At 71.5% G+C, this 17,226-nt stretch carries 17 protein-coding genes; 7 read left to right on the top strand and 10 right to left on the bottom strand.

Going from position 1 to position 17,226, the window contains the following annotated elements:
• Positions 1 to 29 precede the first annotated feature (29 nt).
• Together ASE10_RS08040 and ASE10_RS08035 are read left to right on the top strand one after the other, a co-directional pair.
• Positions 30 to 1,295 (top strand): hypothetical protein, encoded by a 1,266-nt coding sequence (locus ASE10_RS08040; RefSeq protein ID WP_056306230.1) that lies wholly within the window; start codon positions 30 to 32, stop codon positions 1,293 to 1,295.
• A gap of 67 nt (positions 1,296 to 1,362) precedes the next feature.
• Positions 1,363 to 1,896 (top strand): pseudouridine synthase, encoded by a 534-nt coding sequence (locus tag ASE10_RS08035; protein ID WP_056306260.1) that lies wholly within the window; start codon positions 1,363 to 1,365, stop codon positions 1,894 to 1,896.
• A 239-nt stretch (positions 1,897 to 2,135) separates the two neighbouring features.
• Here ASE10_RS08035 and ASE10_RS08030 read toward each other — a convergent pair whose 3' ends face one another.
• Positions 2,136 to 3,089: a DMT family transporter gene (locus ASE10_RS08030; protein WP_055905831.1), complete on the bottom strand. Its 954-nt coding sequence runs from the start codon at positions 3,087 to 3,089 to the stop codon at positions 2,136 to 2,138.
• A 542-nt stretch (positions 3,090 to 3,631) separates the two neighbouring features.
• Here ASE10_RS08030 and ASE10_RS08025 point away from each other — a divergent pair.
• Positions 3,632 to 4,723 carry a hybrid sensor histidine kinase/response regulator gene (locus ASE10_RS08025; RefSeq protein WP_162250120.1) on the top strand — a complete coding sequence of 364 codons (1,092 nt, stop codon included), beginning with the start codon at positions 3,632 to 3,634 and terminating at the stop codon, positions 4,721 to 4,723.
• Between the two features lie 51 nt (positions 4,724 to 4,774).
• On the opposite strand, the gene ASE10_RS08020 is transcribed toward ASE10_RS08025, so the two are convergent.
• On the bottom strand, positions 4,775 to 5,137 hold the full coding sequence (locus ASE10_RS08020; RefSeq protein ID WP_055905683.1) for a hypothetical protein: 363 nt from the start codon (positions 5,135 to 5,137) through the stop codon (positions 4,775 to 4,777).
• Between the two features lie 155 nt (positions 5,138 to 5,292).
• Here ASE10_RS08020 and ASE10_RS08015 point away from each other — a divergent pair, with 155 nt between their 5' ends.
• Positions 5,293 to 5,964: a Fe2+-dependent dioxygenase gene (locus ASE10_RS08015; RefSeq protein WP_055905680.1), complete on the top strand. Its 672-nt coding sequence runs from the start codon at positions 5,293 to 5,295 to the stop codon at positions 5,962 to 5,964.
• Entirely contained in the window at positions 5,949 to 6,374 is a 426-nt protein-coding gene (locus ASE10_RS08010) for a hypothetical protein (protein ID WP_055905677.1), read from the top strand. Before ASE10_RS08015 ends, ASE10_RS08010 begins: the two co-directional genes overlap by 16 nt.
• 253 nt (positions 6,375 to 6,627) lie before the next feature.
• On the opposite strand, the gene ASE10_RS08005 is transcribed toward ASE10_RS08010, so the two are convergent.
• Together ASE10_RS08005 and hrpB are read right to left on the bottom strand one after the other, a co-directional pair.
• Positions 6,628 to 7,650 (bottom strand): hypothetical protein, encoded by a 1,023-nt coding sequence (locus ASE10_RS08005; protein ID WP_056306229.1) that lies wholly within the window; start codon positions 7,648 to 7,650, stop codon positions 6,628 to 6,630.
• Between the two features lie 55 nt (positions 7,651 to 7,705).
• Positions 7,706 to 10,213 carry an ATP-dependent helicase HrpB gene (hrpB, locus tag ASE10_RS08000; protein ID WP_056306227.1) on the bottom strand — a complete coding sequence of 836 codons (2,508 nt, stop codon included), beginning with the start codon at positions 10,211 to 10,213 and terminating at the stop codon, positions 7,706 to 7,708.
• A gap of 412 nt (positions 10,214 to 10,625) precedes the next feature.
• Here hrpB and ASE10_RS07995 point away from each other — a divergent pair, with 412 nt between their 5' ends.
• Positions 10,626 to 11,420, top strand: coding sequence for a TatD family hydrolase (locus ASE10_RS07995; RefSeq protein ID WP_055905670.1), 795 nt, complete (start codon positions 10,626 to 10,628; stop codon positions 11,418 to 11,420).
• A gap of 328 nt (positions 11,421 to 11,748) precedes the next feature.
• On the opposite strand, the gene ASE10_RS07985 is transcribed toward ASE10_RS07995, so the two are convergent.
• The 5 genes from ASE10_RS07985 to ASE10_RS07965 form a co-directional block, all read right to left on the bottom strand.
• Positions 11,749 to 12,189, bottom strand: coding sequence for a hypothetical protein (locus ASE10_RS07985; protein ID WP_157481129.1), 441 nt, complete (start codon positions 12,187 to 12,189; stop codon positions 11,749 to 11,751).
• 85 nt (positions 12,190 to 12,274) lie between these two features.
• Positions 12,275 to 13,174 carry an RNA polymerase sigma factor SigJ gene (sigJ, locus tag ASE10_RS07980; protein ID WP_055905662.1) on the bottom strand — a complete coding sequence of 300 codons (900 nt, stop codon included), beginning with the start codon at positions 13,172 to 13,174 and terminating at the stop codon, positions 12,275 to 12,277.
• Positions 13,174 to 13,614 carry a carboxymuconolactone decarboxylase family protein gene (locus ASE10_RS07975; RefSeq protein ID WP_055905659.1) on the bottom strand — a complete coding sequence of 147 codons (441 nt, stop codon included), beginning with the start codon at positions 13,612 to 13,614 and terminating at the stop codon, positions 13,174 to 13,176. Before ASE10_RS07975 ends, sigJ begins: the two co-directional genes overlap by 1 nt.
• Before the next feature lie 90 nt (positions 13,615 to 13,704).
• On the bottom strand, positions 13,705 to 14,232 hold the full coding sequence (locus ASE10_RS07970; RefSeq protein ID WP_055905656.1) for a hypothetical protein: 528 nt from the start codon (positions 14,230 to 14,232) through the stop codon (positions 13,705 to 13,707).
• 72 nt (positions 14,233 to 14,304) lie between these two features.
• The gene (locus ASE10_RS07965) at positions 14,305 to 14,598 is read right to left on the bottom strand and encodes a hypothetical protein (protein ID WP_055905653.1); all 294 of its coding nucleotides are present in this window, start codon (positions 14,596 to 14,598) and stop codon (positions 14,305 to 14,307) included.
• A gap of 199 nt (positions 14,599 to 14,797) precedes the next feature.
• Here ASE10_RS07965 and ASE10_RS07960 point away from each other — a divergent pair, with 199 nt between their 5' ends.
• The gene (locus ASE10_RS07960; RefSeq protein WP_162250455.1) at positions 14,798 to 16,807 is read left to right on the top strand and encodes a winged helix-turn-helix domain-containing protein; all 2,010 of its coding nucleotides are present in this window, start codon (positions 14,798 to 14,800) and stop codon (positions 16,805 to 16,807) included.
• 70 nt (positions 16,808 to 16,877) lie between these two features.
• Here ASE10_RS07960 and ASE10_RS07955 read toward each other — a convergent pair whose 3' ends face one another.
• Complete coding sequence (locus ASE10_RS07955) at positions 16,878 to 17,180, bottom strand: hypothetical protein (RefSeq protein WP_156087551.1); 303 nt, start codon at positions 17,178 to 17,180, stop codon at positions 16,878 to 16,880.
• Between the last annotated feature and the right edge of the window lie 46 nt (positions 17,181 to 17,226).

Here is a 17,226-nt window from a genome sequence, read left to right as displayed (position 1 = left end):
GACGCGCACCGCCTTATCGGAATCGCCGCATGAGCCGCCCACGCAAGTTTCTGTGGATCCTGGTCGCCGCATTGTTGGTGCCGGCGCTGGGCCTGCTCGCGTTGCGGTCGCTGCTGCCGGCGCAGTACCACGCCTTGGGCTACGGCCTGCAGCGCTACTTCGACGCGGACAGCCAGGCAGAAGTGCCCGCAGTCTATTCGTCAGACGACACCCCCGTCGTCGGTGCCGACGGCGCCGTGGCCAGCGCCGCCGATGCCGCGGGCAGCGCGGTCGACGCGGCCGCCCGGCCGATGCTGGGCCCGAATGCGCAAGCGCTCGTGCACGAGATCGTGCCGGCGCCGCTGCAACCGGGCGTGCAGTACCGCGGCCGCTACAGTCTGTTCGACGCGCCCTGGCAGGGCGCGCCTGCGCCCCGAGCGGTGCGGCCGGATGAAGAGCTCGAAGCGGACGAGTCGTCGGAGGAGCAGGCCGACGAGCCATCCGATGACGCGCAGAGCGAGCAACCGCCAGGTGCGTGCAACCCAGGCCTGGCCGCCGCCGGTTTCCAGGCCTTGCAGAAGCGTCGCTACTTCGCCCTGCCCTGGGTCGAAAGCGGCGACCTGGTGCAGATCGAAGCTGAGTACCGCGGCGGCTTGCTGCCGCGCGCGTTCGAGCTGACGGTGAGCGGCCCCAGGCGCGACTCCGGCGAAAGCTCCGACCCCAAGACGCGCGAAGACCATAGCCGCGACGGCAGCCGCCGCTCGCTCGCGTTCCGCGCGCCGCACAGCGGCAACTACCTGCTGACCCTGGACCTGGACGCCTGCGTGCCCAAACAGGATGCGCCGTTCGCGATCCGGGTCGAGCGCAACGGACGCGACGGCAAACCCGCAGCGACAGGCGAGGCGAGCGCACGCGAACTGCCGGCGCCCGCACTGGACCGATTGCGCTTCGGCCAGGTCTATACCAACCCGCCGCAGCGCCGCAACGACGAGGCCAGCCTGCGCGCGCCCCTGCTGCGCAAAGAAGACGAGTTCCGCCAGTACGCGCTGATCGGCCCGCTGCAGGCCGGCAAGCATTACGTGATCGAAGCCGCGAGTCGCGAGTTCGACCCCTACCTGGAGGTCTACGGCAACGGCCTGTCCTCGCTCGGCCGGCTCGCCAGCGACGACGACGGCGGCGAAGACAACAACGCCCTGCTGGTCTTCGCCCCGCCGCAGGATGGCGATTACGTGATCGGCGTATCCAGCCGCGGTTCGCTCGATCCCGGCCGGGCCCGCAGCATGCGCCTGGAGTTGCGCGTAGGCGACTGGAAGTAAGCGCGCCGCGGTCCCGCATCGCCGCGTGCGTTTGGCGCGGTGCGCCGGCCTGCGCGATCATGCACGCATGCTGATCGCGTTCAACAAGCCGTTCGGGGTGCTCTGCCAGTTCACCGACCGCAGCCAGCCGCCGCGGCCGACGTTAGCCGGCTTCGGGCTGCCGCCGCAGGTGTACGCCGCCGGCCGGCTCGACCACGACAGCGAAGGCCTGCTGCTGCTCACCGACGACGGCGGCCTCGCCCACCGGCTCACCGATCCGCGCCATAAGCAGAGCAAGACCTACTGGGTGCAGGTCGAAGGCGAGCCGTCCGAGCAACAACTGCGCGCCTTGCGCGAGGGCGTCGAACTCAACGACGGCCGCACCCGTCCGGCTCAGGCGATGCGCATCGATACGCCGGCGCTGTGGCCGCGCGATCCGCCGGTGCGATTCCGCAAGACCGTGCCGGATGCCTGGCTGGAACTGAGCATCGGAGAAGGCCGCAACCGTCAGGTGCGGCGCATGACCGCCGCGGTCGGTCTGCCTACGCTGCGGCTGGTGCGGGTCGCGATCGGCGAGCATCGCATCGAGGGTTTGGCGCCGGGGGAATGGCGGGTGGTCTAGTGCGGCGAGGGTTCGTCGTGGTTCGCGTTGGCGCGATCGCGGCTTACGCCGCTCCCACAGACGGCGTGCGGGTTGCGTCGTGTTTGTGGTGGCGTGTCGCGGCTTACGCCGCTCCTACCCCAGAGCGGCGAAGGGCTTCCTGTAGGAGCGGCGTAAGCCGCGACCGCGACAGCAAAGCCACGACGCAACGATCGAAGCGCGCATCGATGCCGCCCCCTACCGCAGCCCGCACCGCCCGTTTACTCCCGCGCTGCCACCGGCGGCGCCACCGGCACCGAGTTCGCACCGGGGCGGGTCAGGATCAGCACCCCGCCCAGCACCACCGCGGTACCGACGATCTGCACCGGCGTGATCGCCTCGCCCAATACCCAGCCGCCCAAAAACACCAGCGACACTGGCCCCAGCACCGACAGCTGCGCCGCCGTGCCCGCGCCCAGGCGCGCGACCGCGGCCATGGTGAAGGTGACCGGCAGGAAGGTGCAGAACAGCGCGTTGGCCGCGGCCAGGCCGTAGACCTGCCAGGGCAGTTGCAGCAGATGCGCGGGATCGCGCGCGATCAGGTAGTGGATCAAGGTCGCCGCGGTCGACACCACCATCGCGTAGGCGACCAGGCGCAGGGAGCCCACGCGCTTGATCACCTGCCCCGACATCGCCAGGTACAGCGCGTAGCAGAACGCCGCCATCAGCACGAGCGCGCTGCCCAGCAGCACGTGATCGCCTTCCACGCGCAGATTCTCGGCCATCACCAGGGCCACGCCGGCGTAGCTCACCGCCATCGCGATCCATTCCTTGCGCGCGACCTTGCGTCCGAACGCGAACACGCTCATCAGCAGCACGAAGGTCGGATTGAGGAACAGGATCAGCCGCTCCAGCGACACCGGCACGTACTCCAGGCCCCAGAAATCGAACAGGCTGGACAGGTAATAGCCGAGCACGCCCAGCACCACGATCAGGCCCAGGTCGCGCCGGCTCAGGCCGTCGCCGCGCGCGCGGGCGCGGCCGGTTTCGCGCAGGCCGAGCAGGACGAACAGGGGCAGCGACAGCGACATGCGCAAGGCCATCACGTCCAGCGCGTCGATGCCGTAGCGGTACTGCAGCTTGGCCAGGATCGCCTTGGCGGAAAACAGGATCGCGCCGGCCGCGGCTAGGCTCAGGCCGAGGCGCCGCGCGGCGGGGTCGTGGGTCGGGGTCACGGCGGAATCGCGAAGACGAAGCGCCGCCATGATAGCGGCCACGGCCCGGGGATTCGGTGCCGGCCGTGGCCGGAGCGCGCCGCCGCAGCAGGCACCGCATCCTGCGTCGGTGGGCACATTCGATCCGCCAGGCTCCGGGCCGAAGCCGAGCCGGCGGCCGCCTGGCCGTGCGGGAAGGCGCCGGGCCGGGCCGGCGCCCCGGCCCGGCGACCCAGCCGAGCGGCCGAGCCCGCGCCCCGCGGGTCCGGCCTCCGAAAGGCCCCCGAATGCCGCCCAGCGACGCCGCCAGGAGGCGCCCGCCGCCCTTCACAAACCTCCCCGTTCCCGCGCATTGCCAACGCCAATGAATGGTTCAGACTGTGCGGGGACGCGCGTCGCATCGACGCGAAAGATTCTGTTAACTTGCGACCGAAATGCGCATCGAAGACGTGTCAAAGGCGCGGCTGGAATCGCCGCAAACAACGCCGGCTCCGGCCCGCGGCGAACACCTTTTGTCCGACCTCGCGCAAGCCACGCAAGCCCTGGGGAGCGACACCGGACGTATGACCATCGCCGCCACGTCCATGGGCCGCATCCTGGTCGTCGACGACCAGGCCGCCAATCTGCGCGTGGTCGGCATGCTGCTGCAGCGCCAGGGCTACGAAGTGATCCCGGCCTCCAGCGGCGACGAGGCGCTGGCCCGCTACGCCGAATCCGAACCCGACCTGATCCTGCTCGACGTGATGATGCCGGGTATGGACGGCTTCGACGTCATGAACGCGCTGCGCGCGAACGGGCCGCTGAAGGTGCCGGTGGTGTTCGTCACCGCGGCCCACGACCGCGATCTGCTGCTGCGCGCCTTCGATGCCGGCGTGGTCGATTACGTGACCAAGCCCTTCCTGCCCGAGGAACTGCTGGCGCGGGTCAACGCCCACATCGGCCTCAAGCTCGCCCGCGACCGCCTGGAGCGGGTGGCGCGCGAGCGCGAGGAGCTGGTCAATCTGGTCGCCCACGACCTCAAGAACCCGCTCACCAGCGTGCTGTTCGCCAGCGACCTGCTGCGCGCCGGCGGCTGCCGGCCCGAGCGCGTGCCGCGCTACCTGCAGATGATCCACGAGAGCGCCGACGACGCCCTGGGCTACATCCGTCATTACCTGGAAAGCAGCAGCGCCGGCAAGCGCGAAGCCGGCGGCGACGAGCGCGCCGACCTGGGCCAGACCCTGCAATGGCTGGTGCACCGCTACGAGATGCAACTGGAAGCGCGCGGCATCCGCATCGAAGTCGTGCCGCCGCCGGGTCCGGCCGAAGTCGCGATCGACCCGCGCGTGCTGCGCCAGGTCAGCGAAAACCTGGTCACCAACGCCATGAAGTACGCCCCCGGCAGCGAACTGCTGCTGGCCGCGCGTCCCGGCGCGCCGGGGTTCTGGCAATTGATCGTGGCCGACCGCGGCCCCGGCATCCCCGCGGCGCGTCAGCGCGAACTGTTCAAACCCTTCGTGCGCCTGCATGAGGACGCCGTCGACGACGGCCTGTCCAACGGCCTGGGCCTGTCGCTGGCGCGGCAGATCGTCGCCAACTTCGGCGGCCAGCTCTGGTACGAGGATCGCCGCCACGGCGGCGCGCGCTTCATCGTCGAATTGCCGGAAGCGCCCTGATACCGGCGCGGCGGTCGCCGCGCCCCCGGTTACGGCCCTCCGCCGGGCGGATTACTCGGTCGCCGCGCTTTCGTCGCCCGCCTTGCGGGTGCTGCGGCTGCGCCGGCGCGTGCCGGCTTCGCCGCGACGCGCCTCGATGCGCTTGGCGCTGCCTTCGATCGGCTCGTCGCGGTTGCGCTTGGCCCGGTGCCGCGCGGCCAGCCAGAGCAGGCCGGCGCCGGCCACCGCGGCGACCGCGATCGCCGGATTGCGGCGCACGAAACCGCCGGCCACGCGCGCGCCGGTCTTGACCGCGCCCAGCACGACCCCGGCTTCGAGCAGCTTGCCGGCGCTGCCGGGAACCTGTTTGAGACTCTCGCCGACCGTGGCGACGAGTTCCATTGCGCGGTCGGGCAGCGAATTGAGCTTGCTCATCGGATCGGATCCTGGGGCTGGAATGCGGGGTCCAGTCTCCTGCTCGGATCGTTGACATGGCGTGATCGGGGTCGCGTATTGCCCGCCCGCGGCTGAATGCCGATCATGGCCGTACCCGGTCGCCCGATCCGGGACCGACCCCGATGCGAGCCGCCATGATCCGAGTGCTGCCCAACGTGCTCAACGCCGCCGAACTCCAGGCCGTGCGCGAGCTGCTGCCGCAGGTGCGTTTCGGCGACGGCCGCATCACCAACCCCGACTCCACGGTCAAGCAGAACATGCAGGCGCCGCAGGAGGACCCGGCCAACGCGCGCATCGCCCAGATCGCACGCGACGCCTTCATGCGCCATCCCGACGTGCGCGTGTTCGCGCATCCGCGCCAGATGGCGCGGACCACGGTGGTGCGCTACGAGCCGGGCATGAACTACGGCTGGCACGTCGACGAGGCCCTGTTCCCGTCCACGCCGCCGCTGCGCAGCGACCTGTCGTGCACCATCTTCCTCAATGCCCCGACCGAGTACGACGGCGGCGAGCTGACCATCGAACTGGGCGCCCAGCACCTGGCCTACAAACTCGAAGCCGGCAGCGCGATCCTGTATCCGTCCACCACCATCCACCGCGTCACTCCGGTCACCCGCGGCGTGCGCCTGGCCGCGATCACCTGGCTGCAGAGCTGGGTCGCCGATGTGTCCAAGCGCGAACTGCTGGTGCAGCTGGACGAAGCGCGCGCGATCGTCGCCGCCCGCCCCGGCGGCCCGGAGCCGCGCCTGCAGGTGCTGCTGGAATCGCTGCGGACCAACCTGTTCCGGATGTGGGCGGACACCTGAGCCCGGTTTCGCGCTCGCGCGCTGTCCTCGCCGCCGGCTTGTGCGCGGCCCTGCCCGCGACCGCGTCGGCGGCCGATTTCTCCGGCCTCACGACGATCATGTTCGGCATCCCGTTTATGGGTTTCAGCCTGCTGACGTTCGTCGTGATGCTCAGCCTCGGCCGACCGTCCCACGCCTGGTTCGCCGGCGCCGGCGTGCTGCTGTGCATGCTCTTGCTGATCGGCGTGTTCCTGTTCCGCGACGCCTGGTCGCTGTTGGGCAACCGCCACTCTTTCTTCTTCGGCGTGGTCTACTTCGCGCTGTTCGTCGGCTGCATCGCCAGCTTCTTCGCGCTTGCGCGAAAGAAGGACGGTGACGGCGATAGCCGGGATGGCGGGAACGCCAACGACGGCGCAGCCGAAGAACGCTGACGCCGGCGCTTGCCATAGGGTGCGGTGGCCACCGCAGCATCGCGATCGATCCATTCCGACGCGGCGATGCGCAAGATAACGAAGCCATCGCAGAACCTCGGAGTTCGCGATCGCGGCTTACGCCGCTCCCACAGGAGGCAGGGGCCGGCCTGGAACGGAACCTCCGCCGGCAGACGGGGTTCGCGGTCGCGGCTTACGCCGCTCCTACCCCAGAGCAAGGCGAGAGCGAAGCGGGCGTCCCACGCAGCGTGGGTCAGCCGGCGACGGCCTGAGCCAACGACGGCTCGCGCCGCACGGCGGCCTCGACCCAAGCCACGCCTTCGGCGATCTCGGACGCATGCCGCTGCATCGCCAACGCCAGGTCGTGGGCACGATCGTCGGCGCCGTAACCGTGCGTCTGCGCTTTCGAATAGCGGCCCCAGGCAGGCGACGCCAGCGCGCGCGACACGCCCTGCGCCTCCAGATCCAGATGCGCCGCCACGCGCTGCAAGCTGGCTTCCGGCTGCGCGAGTAAGGTTTCGAAATCCACGCGCAGCACGCGCGCGGCGTGCTCGCCGTGGGCGTGCGCGGCGAAGCGCACGCGTTCGGCCAGCCAGCCCATCGCGCATTGCTGCGGCAGCGACAAGGCATGCAGCGCCGCATCGGCGGCATGGCCACGCGCCTGCAGATCGCGCAGGCGTTCGCCCGCGGCGCTGGCGGCGTCCAGCACCGAGGCCGGCGATTTCAGCAGCGTCGCCAGGTACGGCCGCAGCGGCATGTCCAGCAGCACCGCGCGCGTATCGGCGCAGGCCGCCAACAGCGGTGCGATCAGGCCGTTGCAGCCGCTGGTGGCCTTGACCACGCTGCGGGTCTGCGGCGGCAGGGCGCGGCTCCAGTTCGACCACAGCGCGCGCAGCAGTTGCGGCGCTTCGTCGCCGGACAGGCGCGATTCGGGCCGGCCCAGTTGCGGCCAGGCCTCGGCCAGGGTGCGCAGCGGCAGCGGTTCGCGCAGGCCCTGCACCTGCGGCCAGGCGCCGAGCACGCGGCTGAGCAGGGTCGAGCCGCAATGGCCTATGTGGAAGATCGCGTCGGCATGGCGCGCGGCCGGCGCGTCGGCCGGCGGCAACGACGCCAAGGGCATCCAGCCGCCCTCGGGATTGGCGGGCAGCGCGCGGTCGTCCAGGAAGGCGGCCTCGGCGCGCTGGTCCGCGCTCAGGCGCAGCCACAGCACGCGCCGGCCGACCAGGTCGAGCTTGAACGGCAGGAACTCGGGCAGGTCGGCGGGACTGGCGCTCATGCGCGGCAAAGGACGGCGAAAGGAAGGTGAGTGTAGGCGATGGCTCGCTGCGCGCTCAGGTGCCGCGCGGCTTGGCGCGATGGGTCGCGGTCGCGGTCCAGGGATCGTCGGGCCAGGGGTGTTTGGGGTAGCGGCCCTTCATTTCCTTCTTCACCTCCGGGTAGGTGCGCTCCCAGAAGCCCTTGAGGTCCTGGGTGACCTGCAGCGGCCGGCCCGCCGGCGACAGCAGGTGCAGGGTCAGCGGCACCCGGCCGTCGGCGATGCACGGGGTATCGGCCAGGCCGAACAGTTCCTGCAGCTTGACCGCCAGCACCGGCGCGGCGGCGCCGCCTTCCTCGTCGTAGGCGTAGTCGATGCCGCGCTCCATGCCGGAAGGCACGACGATGCGGGTCGGCGCGAGCGCGTCGATGCGCTGCCGCAGCGACCAGTCCAGGCGCGAGCGCAGGGCTTCGCCGAGTTCGCTTTCGCCGAGCGCGTCGAGCCGGGTCTTGCCGCTGAGCGCAGGCTTGAGCCAGTCGTCCAGCGTGGCCATCAGCGCATCGTCGGACAGATCCGGCAGCTCGCCGGCGAGCTCGGGCAACCAGGCGCGCAGGCAGCGCACGCGCGCGCGCCACTGCCTGAGCGATTCGGTCCAGGGCAGCGCATCCAGGCCGAGTTGGCGCACCGCATCGACCAGGGCATCGGCGTAGCGCGAAGGATCCGGTCGCGCCAGCGGCCGGCTGTCGATCACGATGCGGTCGTAGCGGCGCTCGCGCACCGCGGCGATGCCGCGCGCGGCCGCGTCCCAGACCACCCGGTCCTCGCTGACGAAGCGCTGCGGGAATTCGCGCTCCAGGCGCGCTTCGTCCAGCGGCGCGGCGCGCAGCACGCGCGCATCGCGCGGATCGTCGCGCAGCTCGCTGATCACCAGCCAGGGCTCGCCGTAGACCGCGCTGTCGTCGAACAGTTTCGCGCTGCGGCCGTTGGCGAGCTGGTAGCGGTAGGGATCGGACGGATGCTGGCGCGCGATGCGGTCGGGAAACGCATGCAGCAGCAGATCGCCGAGCGCGTGCGCGGGCACCTGCGACGGCGGCGCGCGATCCACGCGCAGGCGCCGGCGCCATTGCTTGCTGGCCTGGTCGAGCGCGGCCAATGCGGAGCGCGACGCCTCGGCCGGGGCGCGGCCGGCGCGGAACGCGGCCAAGGCCTGCCAGCGCGCCGCCAGCGCATCGCCGCCGCTGCGCAGCGGATCGCGCGCTTCGATCAGCGCGGCCAGGTCGCAGGCCAGCGCGCGTTCGCCGGCATCGCTGGGCGCCAGCAGCATCGCCGCCAGGCGCGGATGCGTGCCCAATGCGAGCATGCGCCGACCGAAGGCGGTGATCGCGCGGCCGTCGAGCGCGCCCAGGCGCTGCAGCAGTTCGCGCGCGGCGGCCAGAGCGCCGCCGGGCGGCGGATCGAGGAAGCGCAACGAGGCGTCGCCCCACGCGGCCAGTTCCAGCGCCAGTCCGGCCAGTTCGACCTGGGCGATCTCGGGCCGGCGTTGCGGCTCCAGGCGCTGCGATTCCGGCCATAAGCGGTAGGCCCAGCCTGCGGCGACGCGGCCGGCGCGGCCGGCGCGCTGGTCGGCCGAGGCCTGCGCGATCGCCACCACGTCCAGGCGCGCGAAGCCGCTGTTGGGGTCGTAGCGCGGCTCGCGCGCCAGGCCCGCGTCGATCACCACGCGCACGCCGGGCAAGGTCACGCTGGACTCGGCGACGTTGGTCGCCAGCACCACGCGGCGGCGGCCGTCGGGATCGGGCTGCAGCACGCGCGATTGCTGTTCGACCGGCAGTTCGCCGTGCAGCGCCAGCACATCGACGCCGCGCACCGCCTCGCTGGCCTGCAAGGCCGCATCGACGCGCGCGATCTCGCGCTGGCCGGGCAGGAACACCAGCACGTCGCCGGGATGCTGGACCAGCGCCTGTTCGACCGCGCGCCGGGTCTGGTGTTCGAGCTTCTCGTCGCGGCGCGCGGGGTGGTGGGCGATGCTCACCGGATAGCTGCGGCCGGCGCTGCTCAGGCGCGGCGCGTCGAGGAACTGGGCCAGGCGTTCGCCGTCCAGGGTCGCCGACATCACCACGATGCGCAGGTCCTCGCGCAGCGCGGCCTGCACGTCCAGAGCCAGGGCCAGGCCGAGGTCGGCGGCGAGGTGGCGTTCGTGGAATTCGTCGAACAGCAGGGCGCCGACGCCGTCCAGGGTCGGGTCGTCCTGGATCATGCGGGTGAGGATGCCCTCGGTGACGACCTCGATCCGGGTCCGCGCCGACACCTGGTTCTCGAAGCGGATGCGGTAGCCGACGGTCTCGCCCGCGGCTTCGCCGCGCTGGCGCGCCATGAACTGCGCGGCCGCGCGCGCCGCGACCCGGCGCGGTTCCAGCATCACGATCTTGCGGCCCTGCAGCCAGGGCGCATCGAGCAGCGCCGGCGGCACCTGGGTGGTCTTGCCCGCCCCCGGCGGCGCTTCCAGCACCAGACGCGGATGGGCGGCGAGGCTGTCGCGGATCTGCGGCAGCAGCGGGTCGATGGGGAAGGCAGGCGCGGTCACGCGCGCAAGGATACGCGGGGGCGGCGCGCTTGCCTGCGGCGGAGCGGCGAACGCCGCGAGGGTTCCACGGCGAGATCGCCCAGAGCGTCCTCCGTCCAACCCAATCGCGGCTCACGCCGCTCCCACAGGGGCGGGTGTGCGCCTGCTTCCTGTGGGAGCGGCGTAAGCCGCGATGGCTCCACGACGAGATCGCCCAGAACGTCCTCCGTCCAACCCAATCGCGGCTCACGCCGCTCCCACAGGGGCGGGTGCGCGCCTGCTTTCTGTGGGAGCGACGTAAGCCGCGATGGCTCTGTCCGCCCGGACCACCCACTGCGTCCCCTATCCAACCCAATCGCGGCTTACGCCGCTCCCACAAAGAGCCGCACGCCCGCATTGCTAAACTGCGCGCTTTGCGAAGACCGCGATCCCCATGCAACTGCTCGACATCGGCGCCAACCTCACCCACGACAGCTTCGATCCCGACCGCGACGCGGTGCTGCAGCGCGCGCGCGACGCCGGGGTCGCTCAGATGGTGGTGACCGGCGCCAGCCGCGAGCATTCGCCCAAGGCCCTGGCGCTGGCGCGCAAGCACCCGGGCGAGCTGTACGCGACCGCCGGCGTGCACCCGCATCACGCCAGCGAATACACCGCCGAATGCGACGCCGAGATGCGCGCCCTGCTCGCCCATGCCGAGGTGGTCGCGGTCGGCGAATGCGGGCTGGACTACTTCCGCGATTTCTCGCCGCGCCCGGCGCAGCGGCGCGCGTTCGAGCAGCAGCTGCAGATCGCGGTCGATACCCGGAAGCCGCTGTTCCTGCACCAGCGCGACGCCCACGCCGATTTCATGGCGACGATGCGCAACTTCGACGGCCGCCTCGGCGCGGCGGTGGTGCATTGCTTTACCGGCACGCGCGAGGAGCTGTTCGACTACCTCGATCAGGACTGGCACATCGGCATCACCGGTTGGCTCTGCGACGAGCGCCGTGGCCAGCATCTGCGCGAGCTGGTCAGGAACATCCCGGCGAATCGCCTGATGATCGAGACCGACGCGCCCTATCTGCTGCCGCGCACGGTCAAGCCCGCGCCCTCGCACCGCCGCAACGAGCCCATGTACCTGGCGCACATCGTCGAAGAACTGGCGCGCGATCGCGGCGAGGAGGTGGCGGTCACCGCCGCCAACAGCACCGCGACCGCACGCGAGTTCTTCCGCCTGTCGCCGGCGTGAGCGGCCGCACGCGACGCTTCCGTCCAAGGCAGAAGCGCACCAATCCCGCTTTGGGGTAGGAGCGGCGTAAGCCGCGACCACGCCACCGGAACCTCAACGCCACCCGCCGCCCGCATCGCCCGCCGACGCGAACAACACCGCCGCCGTTTCCCCGCAAACCCCGGCCTGGGCCGCCGCCGTCGCTTCCATCGCCACACAGTCCACGGCTGTGTCGCGGGCGATCGGGCGCTGGCCGGCGGCGCCCGTCGCCGGCGCCGGAGGCAGGCCCAGGCCGGCGAGCACGAACGCGAGCAGCCCCAGCCATGGGACGCGGCGCCCGCGACCGCGCTCATTGCGCGCTGAAGTCGCCACAGCCGTACCAGTTGGCCGTTTGCGCCGCGCCGACGATCACCGCATAGGGATGCGCCTTGCCGGCGCTATCCAGGCAGCTCTTGCCGACGCCGGCCTTGTTGATCCGCACCACCAGCTCGCGCAGCTGGTTGTTGATGTTGACGCGGCCGACCAGGGCGTAGCGGCCGGGCTGCGACGGCACCTGCGGGTCCTGGATCAGGCCGCCGTGGGCGACGCCGGCCAGCTGCGGCACCACCAGGCCGTAACGCAGCGGCTTGGCGCCGCTGTCGAAGATCAGGCCCCAGCCCTGGTTGCCGCCGCGGAACACCGGCGCCGGGAAATGGGGAGTGGCCGGATCGGCCGAGCGCACCGGCGCCGGCCACAGGCTGAGCGCGGCGGCCAAGAGCAGACCGGCGACCGCAACGACGGGGACACGCATGGACGACTCCTGGGACGGCGACGGCGGTCTTGCCGTCTACCGTCTCCAACGTCCGGCGGGGACGCGCGTGAATCCGTGCACGCGCTCAGACGATGGCCGGCGCGTCCAGGGCGGCGAGCTTGTCCGGGTTGCGCATGATGTAGATGCGGGTCGCGCGGCCGTCCTCGTCGTAGGCGAAGGACAGCGAAGCGGCGACGTGGCCCTCGTGTTCCAGGATCACGCCGCGCGCGCCGTTGAGGTCGGACACGGTCCAGCGGTACTCGCCCCAGTACTGGCGCAGCGAGCCGAGCACGAAGTCCAGCACCTGCTCGCGGCCGACCATCACGTCCAGGCGCGTGGGCACCTTGCCGCCGCTGTCGGCGCGCAGCTCGATGTCGTCGGCCAGCAGCGCGGCGAAGGCGTCGGTGCGGCCGCTGACGATGGCGCCCTCGAACGCGGCCAGCAGCTGGTCCTGGCGCTGCAAGGGGGTGACGTGGCGCACCCCGCCCTGCTCGACGTGCGCCTTGGCGCGTGAGACCAGCTTGCGGCACGCCGCCTCCCGCAGCTCCAGGGTGCGCGCGATCTGCGGATACGGCACGTCGAAGATCTCGTACAGCAGGTAGGCCGCGCGCTCCTTCGGCGTCAGCCGTTCCAGCAGCAACAGGAAGGCGGTGCTCAAGGACGAGGCCAGCGACAGCGCGGCCTCGGGCTGGTCGTCACCGGCGCTGTGGATGGGCTCGGGCAGCCAGGAGCCGACGTAGTCCACGCGGGTGCGGTGCGCGGCCCGCAGCAGGTCGATGCAGCGGCGGGTGCAGATCGTGGTCAGCCACGAGGCCGGGTTGTCGATCGCGGCGCGGTCGGCGTCCTGCCACTTCAGGTAGGTGTCCTGGACCGCGTCCTCGGCGTCGGCGCGCGTGCCGAGGATGCGATAGGCCAGGCCGGTCAACAGGCGGCGATGGGTTTCGAACGCGAGGCCGGCGGCGTCGTTGCGGCTGCCTGCCTGCATCAATGCCTCGACACCTGGATCCGGTTCCACAGATTGATCATCGCCACGCTCGAGGTCAGCACGCCGATCTCATTGTCGCTGAAGTGCTCACGCAGGCGCGCGCGCAGCGGTCCCAGTTCGGCGCCGGGTTCGAGCCGGGTCAGGGCCTCGGTCCAGGCCAGCGCGGCGCATTCGCGTGCGCTGAAATCAGCGGCCTGGCTCCAGTCGGCGAGGCGCTCCAGGCGCGTGCCGGTTTCGCCGTCCTCCAGCGCCTCGCGGGTGTGCAGCTTGATGCAGTAGTCGCAGCGGTTGATCTGCGACGCGCGCAGCTGCACCAGATGATGCAGGCCGCGCTCCAGGCCGTAGCCGTCCATGGCGCGGTGCACGCTGCCCATGGCCTGCAGGACGTCGGGGATTTCGCGCTGGTAGTTGATCGGGCGTGCGGCGGCGGTGTCGTTCATGGAGCGCTCCAGGGATGACGGATCATTCCGTCTTACTGGAACGACGATCCAGCCCGCGGCCCTGTGACATGCCTGTGCGAGCGACCGCGATCAGTACACCGCGAGGTCGCCGCAGCCCCGCATCGGGTCCATGCCCTCGACCCGCACGCGTACGCTGTGCTGGTGCGGACGGTCGCCGTCGTCGGTGCAGTCCTGGCGCGAAATCTCGATGGTCATGGGCTTGGCGCCCTGGGCGGTGGCCAGATCGCCGCTGAGCACGATCGGCGAGTTCGGCGCGCCAGCGGTCGGCTTTTGGTAGCGCGCGTGGCCGGTCGCGTTATAACTGCCCGAGCCCCAGGTCAGGGCCACGGTATGGTCGAAGTCGTCGCCGCTGGCCTGGATATCGACCGACCAGTGCTCGCCGAAACCCTTGAACGCCGGCACCGGGCTGACCTTGCCGACCTGATCGGCGGCGATCTTGGCGGCCGGGCGCCCGGCGGGCGCGGCAGTCTCCGTCGCGGCCGTGGCCGGTTGCGCCGGTGCCGCGGTCTTGCCGGCGTCGGTGCCGGCGCAACCGGCCAGGGCGGCGCTCAGGGACGCCGCGCCCAGAACAGCGGCGGACAGAAAGGACAGGCGCATGCGGTGGCTCCGGATCGTTCGAGGTCGCCAGTAGAACGCATGCGGCGTGCGCGCGGGGTTAACGGTTAGCAGTTAACGGGCGGCGGCGAGCCGGCGCGCGTCGCCGGCCTGCGGCGCGAGCACCAGGCGCACCTGCCGCGCGCCGTCGCGGTTGCAGGCGCGACTGGCGTCGGCCATCAGCCGCGCGCGCACCGCGTAGGCCTGACTGAGGTTGTCGATGCCGGTCAGGCGTGCGACCGCCTGCTGGTCGGGCAGTGCCGGACGTTCGCAGTCGATCAGCAACGACGTGGCTTGCGGCGGTGCGGCGGCGGCGGGCGCGGCGATGAGCGCGAGCGCGGCGGCCAGGGACAGGGTGGCGAGGTTCATGGCGTGGGGTCCTGAGGCGCCGGACGACCCGGCCCGGACAGGCTCGCGCCGCGCGCCCTCACGGTCTTGAGGGCGGTATGAGGAAGGTCGCTGGGAAGCCTGAGGGCGCGGACCTAAGCTTGGGAAAAGCTTAGGCCGGGTCATCGCCGCCTTCGCGTAAACGTTAATGGCCCGTCCCCCGATGGCCCGCCCGCACTCCATGAGCCCAACCGACCCACCGCCGTCCGACCTGGCCCCGTTGATCTTCGACGACATCGTGATCGACCGCAGCGGCCACCGGCTGTTGCGTGGCGGCGAAGCCCAGGCGCTGGAACCCAAGGCGTTCGCGGTGCTGGCCTTGCTGGCCGGCTCGCCCGGGCGGGTGTACGCGCGCGACGAGATCCTCGACGCCGTCTGGGGCCACCGCCACGTCACCCCGGGCGTGCTGAACCGGGTCATGACCCTGCTGCGCCATGCCCTGGGCGAGGACGCGCAGGCGCCGCGGTACCTGCACACCGTGCACGGCTACGGTTATCGCTTCGATCTGCCGGCGGCGGCTCGCGCTGCCGATACCGGGGCGGTCGTCGCGCCGCCGGTCGAAATCGAGCCCGAGGCGGAACCGCGGCTGCGTCGCGCCGGCGATCATCCGCCCGCCGCGCAGCGCCGGCCACCGAGGCGCATCGCCGTACTGGCGGTGCTGGCCTTGCTGCTCGCCGCCGGCGCCGGCGCCGGCGTCTGGTGGCGTTACGGCGGCGACCGCGGCGGCGACGCCCCGCCCACCGACGCCGTCGCCGCCCACCACGAAACCGCGCCGGTACTCGCGGTGCTGCCGTTGCGCGCGTTCGGCGACGACCCGCGCAGCCGCGACTTCGCCGACGGCCTCAGCGAGGAGCTGATCGGCCTGCTCGCGCGCATCGACGGCCTGCGCGTGACCTCGCACACCTCCTCGGTCCAGTTCCGCGACACCAAACTGCCGCTGGCCGAGATCGCGCGCCGCCTGCGCGCCACCCACGTGCTCGAAGGCAGCGTGCGCCAGGACGGCGAACGCCTGCGCATCAGCCTGCGCCTGGTCGAGGCCGCCAGCGACCGCACCCTGTGGACGCAGGACCTGGACCGCGAGTTCCGCGACATTTTCGTGATCCAGCGCAACATCGCCTACGCGATCGGCAACGCGATGCAGCGCCAGCTCAGCCAGAAGCCGCCGGCGCCGCCCAAGGACGAGGACCCGGCGCTGTATCAGCGCTATCTGATCGCGCGCAATGCCTCGCCGGGCGGGCTGCGCAACACCAATTCCGCCAGCCTGCCGTCCGAAGCCGCATTGCGCGAATTGCTGCGCGAACACCCCGGCTACGCGCGCGCCTGGGGGTCGCTGTCGGCCAAGCTGTGGCTGCGCTCGCTGGCGCCGGAGCCCGGCCGCAACGAACTGCGCAGCGAAGCCGAGCAAACCGCCGCCACCGCCCTGAAGCTGGACCCGCAACAACCCGAAGCGCTGGGCGTGCTGGCCAGCCGCGCCTGCCGCGAACAGCAGTGGCAGGAATGCCTGTCGCTGTCGCAGCGTTCGATCGCACTGACGCCTTCGGATACCGCATGGCGCGGCGCGCATGCGCAACGCCTGGCGTCGATGGGCTACGTCGACCAGGCTCTGCGCGAGATCGACGACATCCTGCTGATCGCGCCCTACGACCCGGCGCTGCATTTCTGGCGCGGACGGATGCTCGACACCCTGGGCCGTCACGACGAGGCGCAGTCGCACCTGGCGATGGCCGACCCGATCCAGTCGCAGACCGCGCGCTACTTCAACGCGATCTGGCGCCGCGACTACGCCACCGCCGCGCGCATCGCCAGCGCCCTGCCCTCGGACCAGCCCTGGCGCAACTCCGAAATCGCCGCGGCCGCGGCGCTGCGGGACCCTTCGCGCTGGCCGGCGGTGCTGCCGGCGATCGAGTACTCCGAACGCAATCCGCGCTACGGTCAGGTCCACTACGACTTCACCCGGCTATTGCTGCCGGTGCGCGATTACCCGCGCGACATCGACAGCCTGGATGCGGTGCAGCGCGCGGGCTACGCCTCGTACCAGTGGGTGCTGTGGCAGCCCGAGTCGCGCGCGCTGCGCCAGGATCCGGCGTTCCAGGCCTACCTGCGGCGCAGCGGGCTGATCGCCTTGTGGCGCGAACATGGCTGGCCGCAGATGTGCCGTTCCGATGGCGCCGATGGGGCGGTGTGCGATTGAAAGGCCGGTGCGTCGCGGCGGCGGGAAAACGCGGCGACCCGGCTTGGCGCGATGCCGCGCTTGAGCGTCCTTACGGCGTGGCCGGGGCCGTCCCGGCCAGCAGCGCGTCGATCTCGCTGCGCACCTGCGCGCAATGCGTCGCGCGATAGCGCTGCATGTCTTCGACCTGCTCCGACGGCAGTTGCAGCAACTGGCTCATGGCCCGCTGCATGCCGGCATAGAAGCCGGCGTCGTAAGCGCTCTGGTCGAACTCGCGCCCGGCCGCGCGAAAGCGCGCCTCGGCCGCGACGCGCAAAATTTCATTCAAGCGCTCCAGCTCGGGGTCCACATAACCGCACAGCGAGGCCCGGGTCAGGCGCGTGCCGTCGTCCATGGCGCGCTCGTGCAGGGCGCTTTCGCCGGCATCGGACGCCGGTGCG

The sequence above is a fragment of the Lysobacter sp. Root76 genome (assembly GCF_001428685.1).
GTDB lineage: Bacteria > Pseudomonadota > Gammaproteobacteria > Xanthomonadales > Xanthomonadaceae > Lysobacter.
This window is presented reverse-complemented; position numbering and strand designations above follow the sequence as displayed.

What these genes read in the sequence shown, in the direction of transcription:
- ASE10_RS08040 (WP_056306230.1), top strand. Translation starts at nt 30, where the DNA reads ATGAGCCGCCCACGCAAGTTTCTGTGGATCCTGGTCGCCGCATTGTTG.
- ASE10_RS08035 (WP_056306260.1), top strand. Translation starts at nt 1,363, where the DNA reads ATGCTGATCGCGTTCAACAAGCCGTTCGGGGTGCTCTGCCAGTTCACC.
- ASE10_RS08025 (WP_162250120.1), top strand. Translation starts at nt 3,632, where the DNA reads ATGACCATCGCCGCCACGTCCATGGGCCGCATCCTGGTCGTCGACGAC.
- ASE10_RS08020 (WP_055905683.1), bottom strand. Translation starts at nt 5,137, where the DNA reads ATGAGCAAGCTCAATTCGCTGCCCGACCGCGCAATGGAACTCGTCGCC.
- ASE10_RS08015 (WP_055905680.1), top strand. Translation starts at nt 5,293, where the DNA reads ATGATCCGAGTGCTGCCCAACGTGCTCAACGCCGCCGAACTCCAGGCC.
- ASE10_RS08005 (WP_056306229.1), bottom strand. Translation starts at nt 7,650, where the DNA reads ATGAGCGCCAGTCCCGCCGACCTGCCCGAGTTCCTGCCGTTCAAGCTC.
- ASE10_RS07995 (WP_055905670.1), top strand. Translation starts at nt 10,626, where the DNA reads ATGCAACTGCTCGACATCGGCGCCAACCTCACCCACGACAGCTTCGAT.
- ASE10_RS07985 (WP_157481129.1), bottom strand. Translation starts at nt 12,189, where the DNA reads ATGCGTGTCCCCGTCGTTGCGGTCGCCGGTCTGCTCTTGGCCGCCGCG.
- sigJ (WP_055905662.1), bottom strand. Translation starts at nt 13,174, where the DNA reads ATGCAGGCAGGCAGCCGCAACGACGCCGCCGGCCTCGCGTTCGAAACC.
- ASE10_RS07975 (WP_055905659.1), bottom strand. Translation starts at nt 13,614, where the DNA reads ATGAACGACACCGCCGCCGCACGCCCGATCAACTACCAGCGCGAAATC.
- ASE10_RS07970 (WP_055905656.1), bottom strand. Translation starts at nt 14,232, where the DNA reads ATGCGCCTGTCCTTTCTGTCCGCCGCTGTTCTGGGCGCGGCGTCCCTG.
- ASE10_RS07965 (WP_055905653.1), bottom strand. Translation starts at nt 14,598, where the DNA reads ATGAACCTCGCCACCCTGTCCCTGGCCGCCGCGCTCGCGCTCATCGCC.
- ASE10_RS07960 (WP_162250455.1), top strand. Translation starts at nt 14,798, where the DNA reads ATGAGCCCAACCGACCCACCGCCGTCCGACCTGGCCCCGTTGATCTTC.
- ASE10_RS07955 (WP_156087551.1), bottom strand. Translation starts at nt 17,180, where the DNA reads ATGGACGACGGCACGCGCCTGACCCGGGCCTCGCTGTGCGGTTATGTG.